This window comes from Acinetobacter sp. Ac_3412, from assembly GCF_013072675.1.
In the GTDB taxonomy this organism is placed as follows: domain Bacteria; phylum Pseudomonadota; class Gammaproteobacteria; order Pseudomonadales; family Moraxellaceae; genus Acinetobacter; species Acinetobacter higginsii.
Genome location: NZ_LXUJ01000007.1, coordinates 313,803 through 331,073, shown reverse-complemented (window position 1 = coordinate 331,073; position 17,271 = coordinate 313,803). Strand labels below are relative to the sequence as shown.

Below are 17,271 nucleotides of genomic sequence, written 5' to 3'. Positions count from 1 at the left end.
CTAAACTTAGGCGCTGATCAGAATATTTAATGCTTTTAAGATCGCATCCAATCTGAGGTGAAACTTCTCTCGCCCACCATAGATCAATTCACTTTGTAAGGCATCGACAAAGCTCATGCATACACGAGCCAGAGCGACACTATCCAGTTGATGCTTATTTTCTATTAAAATAGAGTGTTGAATGGCTTGTAAAAATACATTTTCCAGTTCCGCCATAAAGACATGCATCGGTTCAATTACCTGATCATATAAGTGCACAGGCGGACTAATTAATGCATTCATCCAAAATTGAACACCATATGATGCATCAAAACGCTGTTCGATACTTTCAAAGTAATGCAGTAATTGCTGCTGGATTTTTTCTCCGCCTTGCAATACAACCTTGGCATGTCCCAATTCTTCATCAATCATGATTGGAATCAGACTGAGATACAATTCGTCCTTATTCTTAAAATGTGCATAAATTGAAGGTTTTTTTATCCCGACATCAGTCGCAATCTCGTTTAGCGATGTTGCTGCAAAGCCCTGTTTTGCAAACCGTTCTAATGCCACTTTTTGAATCTTAGCTGCTGTCACAAATCATCCACCTTTATTACTGCTAAAATTATATTTCAGCCAACAGGATATTCATAGCTGAATAAGAGATTGTATTTATATGCCATCTACCTGAATGACAACATAATCATCTACTCAGTATCCCCCAAGTTTATTGATATCCGTTTATCTTCAAAACTTTCTATATCAAATGATATATAAATCTATTCAAGTATCAGATTTCCCTGCATAATAAATCAGCACTATAAACGCTCTGATTGTATGACCTCTCTTGTTTTAATCTTCCAGATTTTTGTTTGCATTAGCTTAGGCTATTTTGTCGGGCCACATTTATCACAGACAATTAAACAATTCGTATTTAAAATACTGCCCTATTTTTCTTATATTTTACTGATTAGCGTCGCATTTGAACTGACTCAAGCCTTAAATCACGTTCAAAATCCTACTGCTATTCTACCGCCAGCATTACTGATTGCATTTACCACCTCGATTGGTTCATTTTTTATTTGCTTGATCACCTACAAACTGATTGATCGCCAAAGTGTACAAGGAAAGATTTCCTTACACCTATTTCTCAATGCACTCAAGAATATCGCCAAAGCATTTTTGGCTTTGGGGGTTGGTATTCTATTCGGCGTCATGGTCAATAGTTCAGGTTTAACGATCAGCTTTAATAGTTGGTATTTATTACTGATCTTTATTTTTTTGATCGGGATCGAACTGGCCTTCACCCAATTTGATCGTAGTTGGTTGAGTTGGAAAATTTTGCTGGTTCCCGTGGCTGCATTTGTTGGTTCATGCTTGGCATCCCTGTTAAATTATTTCATCTTATCCAATGAATATAGTCTTAACGAAGTCATGGCCTTAGCCCAAGGCTATGGCTGGTATTCCATGTCAGGGATTTTATTCACTGAACTACACTCAGCCAAACTGGGTGGGATTGCTTTATTAACGGACTTGTTTAGAGAAATTTTTGCCATTTTATTAATGTATTGTCTTGGCTGGCGTTTTCCACGCTCTGCGATTTCCAGTGCAGGTGCAACGTCAATGGATGTCACACTTGCCATGGTCAAACAATCATGTGGCACACATTATGTTCCACATGCCATGATGAGTGGATTGATCTTGTCACTTCTCGCACCACTCTTAATCAGCTTATTTCTAAGTATGAAGTTTTAACATCGTACTTTATTAGATTGAAGCCAAGATTGATTTCAACATCTCAGTTGGATTCTCAGCCTTGGTAATTGGGCGGCCAATGACTAAATGCGTTGATCCGTCTTGCATTGCTTGCTTTGGCGTTACGATACGTTTTTGGTCATCTGCATTTGAACCCTCAGGACGAATCCCTGGTGTGACCAATGCAAACTCTTGTCCTAATAGTTCACGAAGGATCTTGGCTTCTTGTGCTGAACACACGACACCATCTAATCCGCTGTCTTGAGTAAGTTTTGCTAAACGCTTTACATGATCGACAGGTTCTATATCCAAACCTAGATCACGTAAGTCTTCACGGCCCATTGAAGTCAAAACTGTGACTGCGATCAATTGAGTTGAATAATTACCCGCTTTAAGGCGCTCTACACAGGTTTCCATCATTTTACGGCCACCCGATGCATGCACATTCACCATCCACACACCAAGATCCGCGGCAGCACACACCGCTTGAGCAGTCGTGTTCGGAATATCGTGAAATTTTAAATCAAGAAAAACTTCAAAGCCTTTATCTTGTAAATTTTTTACGATTGATGGGCCTTCATGAGTAAAAAGCTCTTTGCCTACTTTGACACGACAAAGTGACGGATCAAGCTGATCTACAATTGTTAAGGCGTCATATTGGCTTTTTGCGTCTAGGGCAACAATAATACTCACGAATCTAGTTCCATCACATAAAAATCGGCTAATTATAAAGTGATTAGTAGAATGAACAAAGCAAGAAAGTCATCATAATACAAAAAAGCTTTTTTAAAATGATGAAATGATCTTTATCTTTGCTCCGATATCAAGATCGCTCTAGTATCCACTTCCAGAGCTTCAAAGATATGCGCTTGATCTGCGGGATAACAAATATAATCCCCTTCATTCAACAAAATAGGTTCCGCAACCAACCCCACTTTTGCTCGTCCTTTCATAATAATAATATGCTCAACACTCCCAATCGGGTGTGGCTGACTGCAACGTGGCTCACCGGGTTGTGTCGTTAATATATATACATCCCGTCTAGCGCCTGTTGGGCAATTGGCCAATAAGATTGCTTGATAATGCGCGATTTCAGAACTGACTGACGGCCCCTCACCAAAACGAATCACTTGAGTTTGCGCAATATTTGATTCCATCAATTTCGCAAATGGAATATCTAAAGCAACACATAAGGCCCATAAAGTCTCCAGACTTGGATTACCTTGAGCGGCCTCCAATTGAGACAATGTCGATTTCGCAATCCCTGCTCGGCGAGCCACTTCTGCTAAAGATAATCCAGACTTCTGTCTTTCTCGTTGTAAGCCTTTGGCGACAATTTCAATTGGCAAACTCATATAACACCATAAAAAACGAACGTTCGTTTTGACGAACGGTATAAAATTAATCTATTATATCGTACGTTCGTTTGATATAGAAACCAATGATGCAAGATAAAGAACAATTTAATCTAATCAAAGCCATCGTACTGATTTCAGTTGCAACAGGAATTGTGGGCATTTCCTTGGGCTCAGTAGCTGCAAGCTTCGATGTACCGATGTGGATTCCTTTGCTGTTATCACTCACAGTCCTCGCAGGCGCTGCAGAATTTACATTCATTGGTATGATTGCAACTGGCACCAATCCTATTTTTGCAGCATTGACCGGTATATTGATCAATCTACGCCATCTGCCATTTGGTTTATCCGTTGCAACATTTATTGAAAAGAATGCTTATCGGTTTATTGCCTGCCATATCATGAATGATGAAAGCGTCATGTTTGGACTAAGCCAACAAGAAGATCATGCCAAGCAAAAAGCCTATTGGATGTGTGGATTCGGGATTGCTATTCTCTGGCCAATTGGTGTTTTTATTGGTTATCTGTTGAGTAAAAATATTCCTGATATCTACGTATTTGGTATTGATGCTGCATTTCCTGCCATTCTTTTCGCATTAATCTTGCCTATGCTTAAGAATAAAACCACACGACACCGTGTATTTTTAGGCAGTACATTATCTCTGGCATCAATTCCCTTACTACCAACAGGCTTACCAGTGCTTGTTTCCATGTTAGGTCTACTATTAAAAGGCAAGTCAAAATGAAATATAGTGAAAGTTATATCTTTGTTGGAATTGTTGTACTTGCGCTTGGTACCTATTTGATTCGCTACTCAGGTTTTTATCTAGCCAATCGCATGACCTTTAAAGAGCATCACAAACAACTACTGGCTGATTCTGCTTGTGTCCTACTGTTTACCCTAGCAGTATTTAATACACTTTTTACTGAAACCCATTTTAGTGGAATCAGCAAAATCATTGGTGTTTTCGTTGCAATCATTTTTGCGTGGAAAAAATATTCACTCATCGTTGTTATTCTCGTGGCCATGCTCATTACCGCCACTTTAAGATATTTAGGCTTTCCATAAAAAATGGCCCTTTAAATCCAATAAAGGGCCATTTAATTGAGTTATAAATTCTTCAGATTTTACAACCCTCAAAATATTTTTAATTACAGTGGCGTACGCGTTTGACTTTCAGAATTAATATCCAACACTGTTTTTTCATGTCGTACACTTGCAGCAGCTTCTGCGGCAGCTTGTTGTGCAAGTTGGATCTGCTCTTTTCGAAGATAGTCGATATCTTTACGCAGCCGCTTAATTTCCCAACTGGTCTGGAAGACTCGGAAAACTTGAACGCCTAGTAATAAACCCACCACAATACCCAATGCAAGCGTCAATAAAAGGAGAAGACCTAAACGCATAGCTGGGACTTGAGTAAATAATAAATCCACTTGTAACTCAGCTGGGTTCTGAAGAACCAAAGCGAGTGAATAACCAAAAATGGCAACGAGTAATGCAATTAATACATAACGCATAAACACCTCAATTCTTATTCAGCAGATTCGTTTACTGCATCACGAAGTGCTTTACCAGGTTTAAAGTGTGGGACCGCTTTCGCTGCAACATCTACAGATCGACCTGTTTTAGGATTACGACCTAAACGTGGCTCACGGTGATGCAATGCAAAACTACCAAAACCACGGATTTCAATACGATCGCCGCTTGAAAGCGCTTCAATCATTTGATCAATCATAATCTTAACTGCATCTTCTACCAAAGGCTCAGCCAAGTGTGGGTTTTTAAGTGCAATCCGTTCAATTAAATCAGATTTATTAAGTGCTTCAGTAGTCATTGATGACCTCTTTAATTATTGCTACTTTTCAATGTTTTTAATAATAACCTGTTTAAATACAAAACGGTAGCGCAGTACATGATTACTACGCTACCGTTTGCAGTATTTTTGTATAAAAAAGTACGTCTCAGTTACAAGAAACGTACTTTTTAACAAATTACTTCATTTGAGCTTTAATTAAGTCACCAATAGTCTTAGGACCATTGCTTTCTGCAGTTTGAGTTGCAGCAGCTTGACGAGCATTGTTTACAGCTTCTTTCTCTTCAGCTTCGTCTTTCGCTTTGATAGACAAGTTGATAGAGCGAGATTTGCGATCAACGTTGATGATCTTCGCTTCAACTTCTTGGCCAACTTCTAAGAACTTAGTTGCATCTTCAACGCGGTCACGGTTGATTTCAGAAGCTTTAAGCGTTGCTTCGATGTCATCAGCTAATTTAACTGTAGCACCTTTAGCATCAACAGCAGTTACAGTACCTTTAACTAAAGCACCGCGCTCGTTTGCAGCTAAGAAATCATTGAATGGATCGCTGTTTAATTGCTTGATACCAAGGCTGATACGGTTACCTTCAGCGTCTACAGATAAGATAACTGCTTCAACTGTGTCACCTTTCTTGTAACGACGGATAGCTTCTTCGCCTTGTTCGTTCCAAGAAATGTCAGATAAATGTACTAAACCGTCGATACCACCAGATAAACCGATGAAGATACCGAAGTCAGTGATTGACTTGATCGTACCAGAAACTTTTTCGCCTTTTTCATTTGCTTTAGCAAACTCTTCCCATGGGTTAGCACGAGTTTGTTTGATACCCAATGAAATACGACGACGTTCTTCGTCAACTTCAAGAACCATAACATCAACTTCGTCACCGATCTGAACAACTTTAGATGGGTGGATGTTTTTGTTTGTGTGGTCCATTTCTGAAACGTGTACTAAGCCTTCAACGCCTTCAGCGATTTCAGCGAAGCAACCGTAGTCAGTTAAGTTAGTTACACGTGCTTTAACGATAGAACCTTTAGGGTAACGGCTCATGATCGCTAACCATGGATCTTCGCCTAATTGCTTAAGGCCTAAAGATACGCGGTTACGCTCGCGGTCAAATTTAAGTACTTTAACAGTAACTTCTTGACCAACTTCAACAACTTCTGAAGGGTGCTTGATACGCTTCCAAGCCATATCTGTGATATGTAGAAGACCATCAATACCACCAAGATCAACGAACGCGCCGTAATCAGTAAGGTTCTTGATTGTACCTGTAACTGTTTGACCTTCTTCAAGTTGAGCAAGTAATGCTTCACGGTCAGCTGAAGATTCAGCTTCCATAACTGCACGACGAGATACAACAACGTTGTTACGTTTAGCATCAAGTTTGATTACTTTGAACTCTAACTCTTTACCTTCAAGGTGAGTCGTGTCACGGATAGGACGAGTGTCAACTAAAGAACCTGGTAAGAATGCACGTACAGGACCGATGTCAACAGTGAAACCGCCTTTAACCTTACCAGAGATAACACCAGTAACGATTTCGCCGTCTTCAAAGATTTTCTCAAGTTTAGTCCAAGTTTCAGCACGTTTCGCTTTTTCACGTGATAAAACTGTTTGACCCATACCGTTGTCAAGCGCTTCAACAACTACGTCAACAGTATCGCCAACTTGAACTTCAAGTTCACGTTGTTCATTTAAAAATTCAGCACGGTCAACTACGCCTTCAGATTTAAGGCCAGTGTCAACAGTAACCCAGTCAGAATCGATACTAACAACAGTACCTTGGATGACTGCACCCTTTTCAACGTTGAGGTTTAATTCACTTTCTTCAAAGAGGGCTGCAAAAGATTCGGTCATGATATACCTGATAAAGTCCGCGGTCTTGGATCAGACAAGGCCGGTTTAGTTAAGTTGTTACATTGTCCAAAAAATCTGATCAAGCAATGCTTCAACTGATAAAAAATTGTGTATCTATTTTATACAGCCATTGATATAGTCAACCATTAACTGAAACACTTCATCGATGCCTATTGTAGAACTATCAATGATATACGCATCATCTGCTGGTTTGAGCGGAGCAACTGTGCGCTCCATATCTCGCTTATCTCTAGCTTGTATGTTAGATAAAATGTCGCTTATTTTAGCATCAAGGCCCATGCCCTGCAACTGTTTTACGCGTCGCTCCGCCCGAGACTCAGCTGAAGCAGTTAAATAAATTTTCGCTTGGGCTTCTGGAAAAATAGAAGTTGCCATGTCACGACCATCTGCAACCAATCCCGGTGCTTGAATAAATGCACGTTGGCGCGAGAATAATGCCTTTCTTAATTCAGGTACAGTTGCAACTTTAGAGGCATATTCACCCACTTGTTCCGTTCGAATAGTGTTAGTGACATCTACACCCTCCAAAAAAACAAGTGTCGCTACTTCAGTCGTTTTAAATTCAATATCCAAATGAGTCGCATACTCAACGCATTGATCTAAGTTCGCACCAATTTGGTCCAGCAAGCCTCGCTGAAACAATGACAGTCCGAGTAAACGATATAAAGCACCAGAATCTAATAAATTAAAATGATAATGTGCTGCAATTTTAGCAGCCAATGTGCCTTTGCCCGAACCGCTTGGACCATCTATCGTAATAATATGAACTGTCATTCCCATCTCTTATGAAGCAACTGATTTGGCTAATTTTGAGAACCCTAGTGTAATCGCTGCTTTGAGTTGTGCAAGAACTAATTTACTGACTAAAGGTGCTTTTGCTGTAAATTCAATCTTATAAGTTACTAAAGTTATAAAAGGTGTAATTTCTTTAAAATCAATTTGCCCCAAGTGATGCTTCACCAAAGGATTATTAATCAACTTATACTCAATACGCTTATTTTCTTCCAACAAAGTGATTTCTTCTTGTAAAGGCTTAATCGCTCCAAAACCCATACGGCGAATCGAACCTACACCATCAGGACGTTCTGGATCAGCAGAATCCTTTACACGAACAACCTGTAAAGGTGCAAATGCCTTGTTATAAGTGGCATGTTTTGACAGTAAGTCAAAAACTTCGGAAATCGGTGCATTAAATTCTTTTTCTATGGTGATTGCATTACGCATAAGTTCGCCTTTTGATGTAACCCAAAATCATCGGAGGCTTAGTTTGCCACAACTCATAAGACATTTTTAATCATTTAAGGACGTTTTTGACGAACGGATTTTCTTCTTTTCATTTCTTCTTTGTTTAAAAAAATCACTCAATTGCAATGAACATTGTTCTTGTAAGCAACCTTGTTCAAAGACAAACTTATGATTGTAATAGCCACTATCAAGCAATTGTCTAGCACTCACCAATGAACCTGCTTTTGGTTCGGTCGTAGCAAAAACCACACGCTGTATCCGTGCATGAATTAATGCACCCACACACATGGTACAAGGTTCAAGCGTCACATAAAGTGTTGTATCGTCGGGCAAGCGATAGTTATTTAAAGACTGACAAGCAGCACGCAACGCTTGTATTTCAGCATGTGCTGTTGGATCCGACAATTTAATTGGCGCATTATATCCAGCACCGATTACCTGACCCTTGCTGACCAGAATTGCTCCGACAGGTATTTCATCCTGCGCTGCTGCTAATGCAGCCTGCTCATAGGCAAGCTGCATCCAATATTCATCATTAAAATTTTCAGAACTCATAACAATCAGGCAATGACACCGTATTGCTTCAATAAAGCATTCCAGCTTTCGATATTAGTCACAGGAGGACAATCTCCCAAGATACCTTTCAAGCTGAGTTGCTCAGTTGCCTGCCATTCTGGAGATAAGTCTTTATCAACCAAACGCGCACGAACCCCTTCGACAAAATCTGGATGGCGAATTTTCCAATCAGAAATCTGTGCCTCCAATGCAAACACTTCATCCCATGCATGCCCTTGCTTACCCCATTGCCATAACAACCATGTGATTGCAGCCGTGCTTGGCGAGCCTTTCTGTAAGTTTTCACTGGCTTGACGCAACCAGTCACTACTTGCATCACTTAAACCAATAATCGACTGATAATCATATTCAAAGCTTTGACCGCGACATACGCTATGAATTACATCAATCGAGTTTTGTAGTGGCCCAGACGCCACAGGGCGATGCAAACTATTTAAAGTATCGTCAATCGCTCTAAATGCGCCAGCAGGGTAATGATTCCAATCCACACTGAGTACTTTTTGAAGCATATTATCACGTTGCGCTTCGCAGATATGCGTCGCCCAACCGATGCTAAATGCACCCGCTGCCGTCATAATTGAACCCGTCAAGCCGGTAAACAAACCAATTTGCCCACGATCAGCCAAGAAGCGGCTTGCACCAACATCAGGGTATAAGCCGATATTGATTTCTGGCATGGCCAAACGTGAATAAGGCGTAACTAAGCGAAATGGTGCAGCCATAAATAGACCAAGCCCACCACCCATCACATAACCCTCTCCCCAAACCACGATTGGTTTAGCATAGTTATGCAACAGTAAATCAAGTGCATATTCCTGCTGGAAGAATTGATTCGCAGCATCCACTTCCTGATTAATCACCAATTGACGTAACTTGCGAACATCACCGCCCGCACAAAATGCTTTTGGTGTGGTTGAGTCAAACCAAATCGCTTTAACCGTCTCATCGACATGAAAATCTTCAAACACTTGAAGCAGCGCACTTACGATTGATTCATCTAAAGCGTGCAACGATTTAGGTCGATTCAGACGAATGATTCGCCAACCATTTTTTGCGTGTTCAATAACTAAATCTGGATGATAGCTATTTAAATCAGGAGAAGTCATTATGCGTCCAATTGCCAGTCTATAGGCTCAATGCCATGTTGTTTCAAGTAATGATTTGTTTTTGAAAATACTTTACAGCCAAAAAAGCCACCACGATTCGCTGCTAGTGGTGATGGATGCGCTGCACTTAGTACTAGATGTTTATTACGATCAATACGTTGACCTTTGCGCTGTGCGTAGGCACCCCACAAAATAAACACGATATGTTCACGTTGTTCATTTAATACATCAATTACGCTATCCGTGAACTCTTCCCATCCTTGTTTTTGATGTGAAGTCGGTTGTCCTGCTTCTACCGTGAGTACACTGTTCAGTAAAAGTACGCCTTGTGCCGCCCATTTACTTAAGTCGCCATGTCGTGAAACTGGTACTGCCAAGTCCGTATGTAATTCATGAAAAATATTACGCAAGGACGGTGGTAATGCAATCCCTTTTTGTACCGAAAAGCTCAAACCATTAGCTTGGTTTGGACCATGATACGGGTCTTGCCCTAAAATCACCACTTTGACGCCACCAAGTGGTGTCGTATTCAGCGCATTAAAAATTTGTTTACTTGGTGGATAAATGGTTTTTTCTGCAAGTTTTTCTTGTTGCAAAAACTCCCTCAAATTATCCATTTTTTGACTCAATAGAAACTCTGAAAGTGAGATTTTCCAAGACTCATCCAACTGAACTTTACTTAGTTTGTCCTGTTGCTGTTCAGTAAATTGCATCCACATTCCTTGAAATAAATTCACTCACTGGAGTGAAAACACACTCAAATATTAACTTGTAATTCTACGTTTGGGTTTTGGAATTTGATTCCTTTTTTCAGATTTTCATACATCTGAACATCACTCCATTCAGCTTGTACTTGCTCTGAAAATACAATTTGATCCAAATTTAATACACCCATTTGCTCATTGTCGATATCTTCTTGAAAACTCTGTGCGTAACCTGTATCCGTTTCATGCACAATAACAGAATAAACCTCAACATCACCCTCACCATTTTGAGTGGTAGTCGAGTTCAATACCTGCTGAGCAAGATAAAAGAAAATACGAGAAAACTGTTCAGCCGATGGGGAAACAGGTAACGCAATCCAACGCGCGCTAAATGTTTTACATGCATCAATATAAGCAGGATCATCTTTCTGCCAAAAACAAATTGCATGATCAAAACTATCATACAACTCTTTGATGACGCCTTTTAACAGACCGAAGTCATAGACCATTTGCCCATGATCTAACTTTGACGCTTTTAATAATAATTCAACTTTATAGCTATGCCCATGAATCGAACGCTTACAACGGTCCGATGTACAGTTACGTACAATATGAGCATTTTCAAACTTAAACAATTTACGAATTAACATGCACCAAGCTAATCTTTTATCTGCAAACGAATTTTATTATAAAGCAAAAAAACAAGCATTGGGATTGATTTTAAATCTTGTCACCATTTGATAACTCAATAAAGAATACTACTCAAATGGCGAAAGACTTCTAGAATAAACAAATACTTGCTTGTCTTTTCGCGCTAATGAGCTGGTAAACTGCCTTTTCCGTTCGCTTAAAACAACTTCAATTTGAGCAGTGAAATAACTTGATTTACTGTCAAGGAAAGTCGCAGCATCAGTTTTGCTTTGCTCATCTATTCCAGAAAAAGCACTTAACTTCCATAAATCTTCAACATTATTGAAATAAGTCAAATTGGTTTGTTTGGTTTTCAGTTCCTGCTCTACCGCCTTAACATCAACTTTCGGATCAATACTGGCGAGCAATAATGCTGGTGCCGTATTCATATTTACTTTGGTCTGTTCTGGCAATGCTGTGACATAAGGCCTAATTAAATCGTAATTTTTACCTTCAAATCCCTTCACCAGTTTCAGTTCATCTACACTATGAAACTTCGTATTCGGCGCTAAATATGCAGGGTCTAAACCTTGATAATAATTACTCTCAGCGCCCATTGCACCTGTTGTCTCATCATTAACATCTTGCCAGTCAATCACAGCTTGACTAAGTTCAGCGGGTAAACCAACTCGCTGCAACAATTTTTCAAACCAACGTCGAGCCGAATCATCAACTTGACTACCATCCGCTTTAACCAAATTATTAAGATTAAATTTCCCGGATTCATCCAATAAGCGCCCAGAAACAGAACCATCCTCTACTGGGAATGGTGGCATAGGTTTGGCCCAATTCTCTTGTAAATGATCAATCGTGCCACCATTATCACTGTCTTGAATAAGCAACTCAGAAAAAAAAGCTTCTGCACTTTTTGCATACAATAAAGATTGATCTTGGCGCATCAAATACCCAGTATTTTCAGAGGTATTGGTCTGGCGTTTGGCAATAGTCGCTGCCAAAATCGTTGCTAAAGCGACCATGACCAGAATGGTTAATAATGCAATGCCACGCTGAGCAACTCCATAACTTTGAGCTTTTCTAATCACTGAATATGCCTCTTGCTCATTGTGTTGGAAGTTGAGTATGATTAGATGAGTTTGAGCCATCTTTATTATCAGGTGAATTTGCACCCCCACCCATACCACTTGAATTTCCTATCGACTGTAAATATGCCTGTGTATTCAATAAACTATAGATCCATTCATAGTCCATGCCTGCAACAGTTAACTGTATTTTTATGCCTAGCGGTAATTTTTTAAGTTCAGCAATATTGCTCGGGTCACTATTCTCAGGCCACTGTGTCAATTCTTGCGGGTTCAAAACCAGCACTTTAAACTGATCTACATTCTCCAACAATGTACTTGATATCGGTTGCACACGATTCGGGATATTGAGATTTGAGTATTTCAATCGATACACTTTCTTCTGTGCAGAATCATAGCGATATTCAATGCGCTCATAAGGTGATAGTCCCTGCTTCAATGGATCAGAAACACCTGCCTTACTAAATGAAAAACTTTGATCATTCAATACAATAGCTGCTTGCAACTGCCTTCCATCATTTGCTGTCAATGGAATAATCTGCAAGCTATCTCTTAATACTTGTTGATATGCATCTTGCAAGGCAAATAGGTGCATTTCATGCTCAGCATTTCGATCTTTTACTTTTAATAGGTAATCAAAGACCTTCCACCCCAGCATCGAAAGCACAGCAAAAATCGCAATTGCAACCAACAATTCAACTAAGGTAAAGCCTGAGTGAGGCGAAAAGCGATGCCCAGCATTATATTTCATTGTGTTCTCGCCTTTGCAGGATAGTTAAAGAACACAAGATTGGTAACACCCGCCTCGACCTTACCTTGTTCATTGTTAAATAAGCTGACTTGCAACTCGATACGTTGAATTTTCGGACTAATCGTCGATTGGGCTTTTTTATCAATTTGCCAGGTTTCACCTTGAGAAGTCACTTGCTTGGATTGTGTTCCCTCTAGCCACTCCTGATTGATTTCCATCGATGCAACCTCATTCATCCCCACAAATTGCGCTTTGGTACGCAAAATCGCATTCGATGTCGACTGAGTATATTGCATGGCCACTTTAGTTAAGGCAATTGCAGCTACAGCAAAGATTGCCAAGGCCACCATCACTTCGAGCAGGGTAAATCCTGAGACACGATTAAATCGAGCAAGGCTCGATCGTGTCGCAAGGCGAGAAGCTATGCTTCGAGTTGCAGGGTTAATGAAACAACGTTTCACCCTGAGAAGCTCAGCTTCGTAAGAAGACTGAGAAGCTTTGCTTAAGGTATGAGGTTTCCCTGCTGCAAGACCGAAAGCTATGCTTCGAGTACACGTTGAAGCGCGATTTCCCCAATATCTAACTTTCATCAACTTTACCCAAGTGATCTAACTGCAACTCATGGCCAATCGGTTTTTGCTCATAGTAGAACTGAATTCGAACTGGTTTCACTTCACCGTTCCCAAACCAAATCAATTGAGGAGCTTTCCCCCCCAACAAGTCTTCATTTTTTGCTCTGTTATAAGTCGCTGTATCCAAACTTTGAATACTGAAAGACACATGATCGGGTAATTGGCGAGTTTTAAATTCTTTATACAATTGCCAAGTACGGTCTGCCTGCTGAATCTGCTCACGACTTTGATCATGGTATTCAAACAAGTTATAGCTAAACGGTGCAACATCTGTGGCATTCTGAGTATTTAGAGCAAAAACTTTGGCCTGATCTGTTGCTTCTTTATTTATTTTTTTTAGATCAAGAATAAACATTTCTCTGGCTTGCATGGCTCGGCGTTGATCGACCCCACCAATATTTAACACCACCAGAGATGCCATGATTGTCATAATAACAATCACCACCATGATTTCAATCAGGGTAAAGGCTTTTTGCGAATGCAGTGGTGATCTCATTATTGTTTCAACTATGGGAGAACAGGTTCGAGTAGCTTAGGTAATGCTAAAGCCTGCTCAATATAGGCAACACGTAAGGTATCTCGAGAACCTAAATAGCGTTGATAGAAACTCGAATTCAAAATAACCGCTGCACCATAAGTCAACGACCAAATTGACGCGAGATAATCACGTGTGGTCATCGTGCTATTGATACCCAATAAATAACTTTCAGTCATACGAATAATGATACGTAAGCGCTGTCGGCGTACTTTATACAACTCACTAAAAAGCAATTGAATGCCCTGACCCGTTGTCGAAAGACGTTCTTCAATTTGGTGAAATAATGCTGTACGTTCTGGGTGATGTAAATGATGCAGCATAAAGAATGCTAAATGTTCAGGAAAAGCCTTTTCCGTATCCTGAATCATTTCCAATAACATACGCTCATTACGGATAATGAGCAGCATATACAATTCATCTTTACTTTGAAAATGCTTATATAGCGTACCTTTGGCAAGATCCAGCTCAGCTGCCAAGGCATCTAGCGTCATACCAGCTTCGCCATTTTCTAATAGGAGTTGCTCCGCGATTTGAAAAATTAATACTTCTCGTGCTCTAAACTGAGCCTGACGATCCATTTTCACGTAATAACTCTCTTTCCTAGTACATCAAAAACCGTTTATTTCAAATTTAAGAGATTCTCAAAATTTTGTGTTGTAATCATGCCAATCTCTTCAACCGATTTATCATATACATCACTTAATGCTTTTGCTACAAAAGGAACGTATTTCGGTTCATTGGTTTTACCACGATATGGCACAGGCGCTAAATAAGGGCTATCTGTTTCGATAAGCAAACGATCAAGTGGTACCTGCTTCGCAACATCACGTAAGTCTTGCGCATTTTTAAAAGAGACAATACCTGAAAAGGAAATATAATAGCCGCAATCTAATACAGCCTTTGCGGTTTCCCAGTCTTCAGTAAAACAATGCAAGATGCCATGTGTAGATTGTTCGGACCGAATGATATCGACCGTATCGTGTTTCGCTGCTCGGGTATGCACCACCACAGGCTTTTTAACAATTTTCGATGCTTCAATATGACGTGCAAAACAACGTTTTTGCTCAGCAACAAAATCAGTACTGTGGTAATAATCTAAACCCGTTTCTCCTAAGGCCCAGACTTTGTCTGACTGAGCGAGTTGCACCAGATAATCCGTTGTTGCACGTGCCATAATATGCTCGTCTTCACAAGGGTGCACACCCACTGAATAGCCTACATCCTGATGGCGAGCAGCAATTTCAGCCAATTTAACATGATCATCAAGATCAACTGAAATCCCCATGAACTTGGAAACACCTGCAAGTCGTGCTTGTTCAAGTGCTTGATCCAAATCCCCTTGATAAGGACTGAGATCTAACATGGTTAAATGGCAATGCGTATCAACAAACACTCGTTCTTCCTATTCTCTTTACAACTACATCGTATAGCTTGGACGATCCAAGCCTTTCATACCCGCCAATAATTTTTCAGCTTCGTTTTTATAATACACACCTTTTTCCCCCACAAGTTGGATCGCAAAGCCTTGCGGTTTAAAATGCGTCTGTTTATGCGAAATCCAGATCACTTTTCCAGTCAAAGGAATCTTTTGTGATTGCTCTGGCAAGGTTGCCAATACAAACACCTCTTGTCCCATTTTAACGGCTTGTTTCGTCGGTACGAACAAGCCACCACCCACAACAAAAGGCATATAGCTGGATTGCAATGTGGTTTTATCTGGAATATTGACCTGTATAATTCCGCCCATCATTTGTGGTTGCATAACATTCCCCTGTCAAAAACGAATTCATCAAAACGTTAATAATTTTATACCATTGATAAATCTAAAAATATTACTAACCATACATAATTTTAGAGAATTCTCATTGGTGACCGTCTAATAAAAAATCTATACTCGATTTATGACTTGATTATAGAAAACAATCGAACAAACAACAAATAATGTTTAAATAAAACCCGAACAAAGCAATCAATCTGCACTTTATTTAGACAAGCCATGCATTCTAGAAAGGATTGTTTAAAACTAGATGACAACTCATCAAAACTGACTAAACCGACTCGATTAAAACATAAAAAGGCAGATCCAACGGAGTTTAGAATGAAAAGAATAAGTCTAATCATCTTGTATAGTGCTTATCTATTAAGTCCGTCCGTGCTCTATGCGAAGATTTTGAACAAACAACCCAAATTCACCGACTATCCAGTGCAAATCTATACAGGACCCACTGCAAAATTAGACATGAGTGATGCTGATGCTCGTTTGTTTAGAACACGATTATCAGAAGGACTGAAACAAAAAACTGACTATGCTGGAGAATATGTCGCGGTTGGTTGGGGTTGTGGTGCTATGTGTTTCAGCCTCACTTTAATCAGCAAGAGAACAGGAAAAATTCTCGAAGTATTCGGTGGAGAAACTGGAGAAAAATTAATTGATATCCAACCCAATAGCTTATTATTGGTCACCCATGGTTCCGTTCAAATGAATGGGAAAGATATCTATGCTAAAAAATTCTACCTCCTCAACAATAACCAATTGAAACTGGTTTATCACACGCCCATTTCTGCAAAAAGTGAAGATGATAACAACACGTTAAACCCATAAATACTTCAGATCGATAAAGATAGTAAGGCTTGCTTACTATCTCGATCAAAAATATTACTTTGTGGCTTTTACGATCTCGGCTTTATCAAATGAGAACCAACATTCACCTTGTGTCGCCCATTTCGATTCGGTGGTACCAAGCACACCCGTCACGGTAATTCGATCGCCAACTTTCAGATTACTAATCTTGTCTGTATTTACTTTTAAATCGTCACGAGTCAGGCCTTGCCCTTTACACTTGCTATTACTTGGATCTTTAAAAATAATCGCGATTTGGTTTTGAGAAATCACTTCACCTGTTTTAGTAATCCGAGTAATGATTCCGGGTACTTCAAGACGTTGAGCATCCCATTTCCGTTTTGCAGTAATTTCGTTTTGTTGCCAATCTCTCCAGATTTCAGAAAGTGTTGCTTTCTTTGCAGGCCCTAAACCACGAAAGTCCCCGCTCAGGATATCTCCAGTTTTATTTAAAATTCCATCCGTTGCAGACATTGCTGAATCCAATGTCTGACAAGCACTCAATGACAAAAAGCTTAAAGCGACCAAAAGTGTTTTTATGTGCATATCTAAATTCCCTAGCATACCTAGCAAAGCGCCATGTG

24 protein-coding genes are annotated in these 17,271 nt (G+C 39.9%); 4 read left to right on the top strand and 20 right to left on the bottom strand.

Translation table 11 applies throughout. The annotated features are described in order from the left end of the window. Positions 1 to 6: 6 nt before the first annotated feature. Positions 7 to 576 (bottom strand): TetR/AcrR family transcriptional regulator, encoded by a 570-nt coding sequence (locus tag A7P54_RS05015; protein WP_004806677.1) that lies wholly within the window; start codon positions 574 to 576, stop codon positions 7 to 9. 240 nt (positions 577 to 816) lie between these two features. Between A7P54_RS05015 and A7P54_RS05010 the strand changes: the two genes are divergently transcribed. Continuing rightward, complete coding sequence (locus tag A7P54_RS05010; RefSeq protein WP_171548843.1) at positions 817 to 1,734, top strand: lysine exporter LysO family protein; 918 nt, start codon at positions 817 to 819, stop codon at positions 1,732 to 1,734. 12 nt (positions 1,735 to 1,746) lie between these two features. On the opposite strand, the gene pyrF is transcribed toward A7P54_RS05010, so the two are convergent. Both pyrF and A7P54_RS05000 read right to left on the bottom strand, forming a co-directional pair. After that, a complete protein-coding gene (pyrF, locus tag A7P54_RS05005; RefSeq protein ID WP_005313462.1) occupies positions 1,747 to 2,427 on the bottom strand; it encodes an orotidine-5'-phosphate decarboxylase in 681 nt (226 codons plus the stop codon). 113 nt (positions 2,428 to 2,540) lie between these two features. Next, positions 2,541 to 3,089, bottom strand: coding sequence for an XRE family transcriptional regulator (locus A7P54_RS05000; protein ID WP_005188020.1), 549 nt, complete (start codon positions 3,087 to 3,089; stop codon positions 2,541 to 2,543). A gap of 89 nt (positions 3,090 to 3,178) precedes the next feature. Here A7P54_RS05000 and A7P54_RS04995 point away from each other — a divergent pair, with 89 nt between their 5' ends. Together A7P54_RS04995 and A7P54_RS04990 are read left to right on the top strand one after the other, a co-directional pair. Then, entirely contained in the window at positions 3,179 to 3,835 is a 657-nt protein-coding gene (locus A7P54_RS04995) for an AzlC family ABC transporter permease (RefSeq protein WP_171548842.1), read from the top strand. After that, a complete protein-coding gene (locus A7P54_RS04990; RefSeq protein ID WP_005188015.1) occupies positions 3,832 to 4,158 on the top strand; it encodes an AzlD domain-containing protein in 327 nt (108 codons plus the stop codon). The genes A7P54_RS04995 and A7P54_RS04990 overlap by 4 nt, the downstream gene beginning before the upstream one ends. Before the next feature lie 83 nt (positions 4,159 to 4,241). Here the strand turns inward: A7P54_RS04990 and A7P54_RS04985 are convergent, their stop codons facing one another. From A7P54_RS04985 to A7P54_RS04910, 16 genes are all read right to left on the bottom strand, one after another. After that, entirely contained in the window at positions 4,242 to 4,607 is a 366-nt protein-coding gene (locus A7P54_RS04985; RefSeq protein ID WP_171548841.1) for a lipopolysaccharide assembly protein LapA domain-containing protein, read from the bottom strand. 14 nt (positions 4,608 to 4,621) lie between these two features. Next, positions 4,622 to 4,924, bottom strand: a complete 303-nt coding sequence (locus tag A7P54_RS04980) for an integration host factor subunit beta (RefSeq protein WP_004806663.1) — start codon at positions 4,922 to 4,924, stop codon at positions 4,622 to 4,624. A 157-nt stretch (positions 4,925 to 5,081) separates the two neighbouring features. After that, a complete protein-coding gene (gene rpsA, locus A7P54_RS04975; RefSeq protein ID WP_004806660.1) occupies positions 5,082 to 6,764 on the bottom strand; it encodes a 30S ribosomal protein S1 in 1,683 nt (560 codons plus the stop codon). A gap of 114 nt (positions 6,765 to 6,878) precedes the next feature. Continuing rightward, positions 6,879 to 7,559, bottom strand: coding sequence for a (d)CMP kinase (cmk, locus tag A7P54_RS04970; protein ID WP_171548840.1), 681 nt, complete (start codon positions 7,557 to 7,559; stop codon positions 6,879 to 6,881). 9 nt (positions 7,560 to 7,568) lie between these two features. After that, positions 7,569 to 8,009: an SRPBCC family protein gene (locus A7P54_RS04965; protein WP_005204193.1), complete on the bottom strand. Its 441-nt coding sequence runs from the start codon at positions 8,007 to 8,009 to the stop codon at positions 7,569 to 7,571. 66 nt (positions 8,010 to 8,075) lie between these two features. Next, positions 8,076 to 8,585: a tRNA adenosine(34) deaminase TadA gene (gene tadA, locus A7P54_RS04960; RefSeq protein WP_171548839.1), complete on the bottom strand. Its 510-nt coding sequence runs from the start codon at positions 8,583 to 8,585 to the stop codon at positions 8,076 to 8,078. 5 nt (positions 8,586 to 8,590) lie between these two features. Then, positions 8,591 to 9,715: an enoyl-CoA hydratase/isomerase family protein gene (locus tag A7P54_RS04955; RefSeq protein ID WP_171061051.1), complete on the bottom strand. Its 1,125-nt coding sequence runs from the start codon at positions 9,713 to 9,715 to the stop codon at positions 8,591 to 8,593. After that, positions 9,712 to 10,425, bottom strand: a complete 714-nt coding sequence (gene ung, locus A7P54_RS04950) for a uracil-DNA glycosylase (RefSeq protein ID WP_004806648.1) — start codon at positions 10,423 to 10,425, stop codon at positions 9,712 to 9,714. The genes A7P54_RS04955 and ung overlap by 4 nt, the downstream gene beginning before the upstream one ends. 44 nt (positions 10,426 to 10,469) lie before the next feature. Further along, entirely contained in the window at positions 10,470 to 11,066 is a 597-nt protein-coding gene (locus A7P54_RS04945; RefSeq protein ID WP_005313447.1) for a 6-carboxytetrahydropterin synthase, read from the bottom strand. A 108-nt stretch (positions 11,067 to 11,174) separates the two neighbouring features. Further along, positions 11,175 to 12,209, bottom strand: coding sequence for a type II secretion system minor pseudopilin GspK (gene gspK / locus A7P54_RS04940; RefSeq protein WP_171548838.1), 1,035 nt, complete (start codon positions 12,207 to 12,209; stop codon positions 11,175 to 11,177). Then, the gene (gspJ, locus tag A7P54_RS04935; protein ID WP_171548837.1) at positions 12,166 to 12,897 is read right to left on the bottom strand and encodes a type II secretion system minor pseudopilin GspJ; all 732 of its coding nucleotides are present in this window, start codon (positions 12,895 to 12,897) and stop codon (positions 12,166 to 12,168) included. Before gspJ ends, gspK begins: the two co-directional genes overlap by 44 nt. Beyond that, a complete protein-coding gene (gene gspI, locus A7P54_RS19020; protein WP_171548836.1) occupies positions 12,894 to 13,487 on the bottom strand; it encodes a type II secretion system minor pseudopilin GspI in 594 nt (197 codons plus the stop codon). Before gspI ends, gspJ begins: the two co-directional genes overlap by 4 nt. After that, complete coding sequence (locus A7P54_RS04925; protein WP_171548835.1) at positions 13,477 to 14,025, bottom strand: type II secretion system protein; 549 nt, start codon at positions 14,023 to 14,025, stop codon at positions 13,477 to 13,479. Before A7P54_RS04925 ends, gspI begins: the two co-directional genes overlap by 11 nt. An 11-nt stretch (positions 14,026 to 14,036) precedes the next feature. Next, positions 14,037 to 14,645 (bottom strand): TetR/AcrR family transcriptional regulator, encoded by a 609-nt coding sequence (locus tag A7P54_RS04920; protein ID WP_017401929.1) that lies wholly within the window; start codon positions 14,643 to 14,645, stop codon positions 14,037 to 14,039. A gap of 41 nt (positions 14,646 to 14,686) precedes the next feature. Beyond that, positions 14,687 to 15,460 carry a TatD family hydrolase gene (locus A7P54_RS04915; RefSeq protein WP_005204211.1) on the bottom strand — a complete coding sequence of 258 codons (774 nt, stop codon included), beginning with the start codon at positions 15,458 to 15,460 and terminating at the stop codon, positions 14,687 to 14,689. Between the two features lie 24 nt (positions 15,461 to 15,484). Beyond that, positions 15,485 to 15,829, bottom strand: coding sequence for a PilZ domain-containing protein (locus A7P54_RS04910; RefSeq protein ID WP_004806631.1), 345 nt, complete (start codon positions 15,827 to 15,829; stop codon positions 15,485 to 15,487). Positions 15,830 to 16,165: 336 nt separating this feature from the next. On the opposite strand from A7P54_RS04910, the gene A7P54_RS04905 reads away from it, so the two are divergent. Next, positions 16,166 to 16,669: a hypothetical protein gene (locus A7P54_RS04905; RefSeq protein WP_171548834.1), complete on the top strand. Its 504-nt coding sequence runs from the start codon at positions 16,166 to 16,168 to the stop codon at positions 16,667 to 16,669. Positions 16,670 to 16,723: 54 nt separating this feature from the next. On the opposite strand, the gene A7P54_RS04900 is transcribed toward A7P54_RS04905, so the two are convergent. After that, positions 16,724 to 17,233: a lipoprotein gene (locus A7P54_RS04900; protein WP_032811637.1), complete on the bottom strand. Its 510-nt coding sequence runs from the start codon at positions 17,231 to 17,233 to the stop codon at positions 16,724 to 16,726. Positions 17,234 to 17,271 lie beyond the last annotated feature (38 nt).